Origin of the sequence: Edaphobacter sp. (genome assembly GCF_035532915.1) — a bacterium.
Classification (GTDB): Bacteria; Acidobacteriota; Terriglobia; order Terriglobales; family Acidobacteriaceae; genus Edaphobacter.
The window spans coordinates 1-2,474 of record NZ_DATKQC010000290.1; the positions used below are offsets into that span (position 1 = coordinate 1).

General features: G+C 57.9%; 3 protein-coding genes. All 3 read right to left on the reverse strand.

The window, feature by feature from the left end:
* On the reverse strand, nucleotides 1–494 hold a 494-nt coding region (locus tag VMU57_RS13810), incomplete at its 3' end, for a heavy metal-binding domain-containing protein (RefSeq protein ID WP_325384369.1).
* Nucleotides 495–625: 131 nt separating this feature from the next.
* Nucleotides 626–2,008 carry a TolC family protein gene (locus VMU57_RS13815; protein WP_325384371.1) on the reverse strand — a complete coding sequence of 461 codons (1,383 nt, stop codon included), beginning with the start codon at nucleotides 2,006–2,008 and terminating at the stop codon, nucleotides 626–628.
* 145 nt (nucleotides 2,009–2,153) lie between these two features.
* Nucleotides 2,154–2,474 (reverse strand): hypothetical protein (locus VMU57_RS13820; RefSeq protein ID WP_325384373.1); only part of this gene is annotated, 321 nt, incomplete at its 5' end.

Below are 2,474 nucleotides of genomic sequence, written 5' to 3' on the forward strand. Positions count from 1 at the left end.
CCCACGAAATCGACGTACACCTTATCGATATATCCAGCCACTTTTACGTGGATATGGGCGATCCTCGTATCATCCACAACGATCTGTGCCGTGGTGCGAATGTCGCGAACCAGCGGCTTGCGCTCGACAATCCCCGTGCGCACGCCTGCCAGCACTTGTTTCTCCGGCGAAATCGTGACTGTCCCCATTGGCATCTTGGCCATACTCGAGGACGGCGAGCTGCTCGTCTGCCCTGCTGGCGGCGCCGTCTGCTCCGCATATTGCGGAACAAGGTCCATTCCGTCCGGAGCTTTGCCGGGCTGGTTGTAATGGTGCTGGGGGTCCATGGCGTCGTACCAGAAGAGGACTTTCCGCTCTCTACCTGCGTTTGTGGAAGTAGCTTTTACTCTTCCCGCATGGCCGAAGAGCCAGCGATGTGTTGCCACGGCATACACCAGTGCAAGCGTTACAACGAGCAGGATGCCAAGAACGATCTTTTTCGGTGAGAGTCTCATAGCTCATAGCTCCTATGCTTCCCGGAAAGGAAGCTGTGCAGATCAAGAACCAACCGGATTATCGATTCTCCGCGGAAGTGTGCGCCGCGAATCAAGGGAGGCAATGGCTTATCGGTGCCGTGGGTGGGCATCTATTTTGCCTCCTGATCCGGGTGAACGATGGATGCCGGTAATGTGGGGACCGCCGGACCAGTCACATCGGAGCCGGTAAGACTCTCAATGCGGGCCAAGGCCGTCTGGTAGTCGGCCAGTTGCCTGTAGTAGTCCGTTTCGTAATCCAGAAGCGTCGTAAAGTTGGCTATCAACGAAAGGAAGTCCACGTTGCCTACCTGATACGAGGCCATCGAAGATTCCAGAGCCAGGGACGACTGAGGAACGATTCCTTTGGCGTAGAGAGTGAACAGCCGTTCCGACGCTTTCGCCGCAAGGTATTGCTGCTTCAGCTCAAACCGGACTTCGTTCAGCCGGTTATCGCGCGCCTTTTCTGCGCTGATGAGATCTTCGCTGGCTTCGGCCACGCCCTGTCGCTGCTTGCTCTTGAAGAAGACGGGAATATTCACGCTAAAGGTGACCCCATTCATATCCGGCAATCCCGAGCGCTGCTGATACATGTACCCAACCCCGATGTCCGGGCGGTACTCTTTCTGCGCCAAAGCGACGCCCAGACGGCCCCGCTCCACCATCCTTTGATTGCGAAGTACGCCGGTGTCATTGGCCCCGGCGAGAGCGTACAACTCGTCGAGCGAATACCGGATGGTTGCCGGATCGACATTGGCGGCCGGCGGCAACGGAGACTCAGGTGAGCGGACGAGAAACACATTGATCCTGGCTTGCGCCGTTTCCCGTTGTTGTTCGAGCACGGTGAGCTTTTCGATCAGCAGGGATATCTCCACCTGCGATCGCAACACATCCTGTTGCGTGGCCTTGCCGACGCGGTAACGCGCCTCGGCAATCTTCGACAACTTTTCGAGAAGATCCTTGTTCCTGTTTGTTGTCTGGATGGCTCTGTCAAAGTAGAAGTAGTCGTAGTACGCGGCTTTGACTTCAACCGTCACTCTCCGCCGCACAGCCTCATAATCGGCTTGCGCTGCGTCGGCCTCTTTGCTCGCCATTTCGCCGCGCAGCTTCAACTTGCCCGGATAGGGGAACTGCTCGGAGACGGTCACGCCGCGGTAGCTTGAATTGTCGCCCTGCATCACACTGAACGGCGCCAGATTGCCTGCCCATCCGACAGAAGCTACTGGGTCTGGCAGCGCCTTCGCTTGCGGCACGCGTCTCTCCAGCGCCTTCACCGCGTGAAGCGCGCTCTGCGCTTCGGGATTCTTGTTGAGGGCTTCCTGAATGACATCGTCGAGCAGGAGGACCTGCCGGCCATTCTGCGGGTCCACCGAAGGCGCTTGCGGTGCAGGCGACAGAGCTTGAGCCAAAGCCGTTGCATGCGCAAACAGGATGTAAGCGAAAAGCAAGAGCGTTCCAAGCCAAGGTCCGCTTTGACGCATAACGATTCTATTCATCGCCGGCTCCCCGTCCATGGTTCACCGAACTCTCGGGAGCTTGAACATTTGGACTCCGTTCAGGCTCGGCCCCATTGTTTGCGTCTACCGCATCGATCAGGCGGTAGTACATGGGTTGTGACAAAGGCTTTTTAAGGTCGAAGGTTTACGTGTCCCGGTACCCAAAGATCAACAGGTGATAAGGATCGGGGTTGGACAGGGTTTGAAGGTCGGCCCAGCGCCAGCTGCGGCTATCGCCAGCAGCATTGGTCACGTAATCGATGCCGCCATCGCGAAACCGCAGAGTGCCATTCGTGCCCCCGGTGAGAGTCCGGTGATGGGCAGGGATCACGATGCCTTGCGACGCTGGATTTGGAACCGCGTTTTGAGAAGGCCGCTGAGCGTCTCTGGCCAGCTCGGCTGCCACCTCCGGAGGAACAGCCCGGTCCAGGTGGAACCTGAATCGCTCGACTCCGGGCAGGTGCCT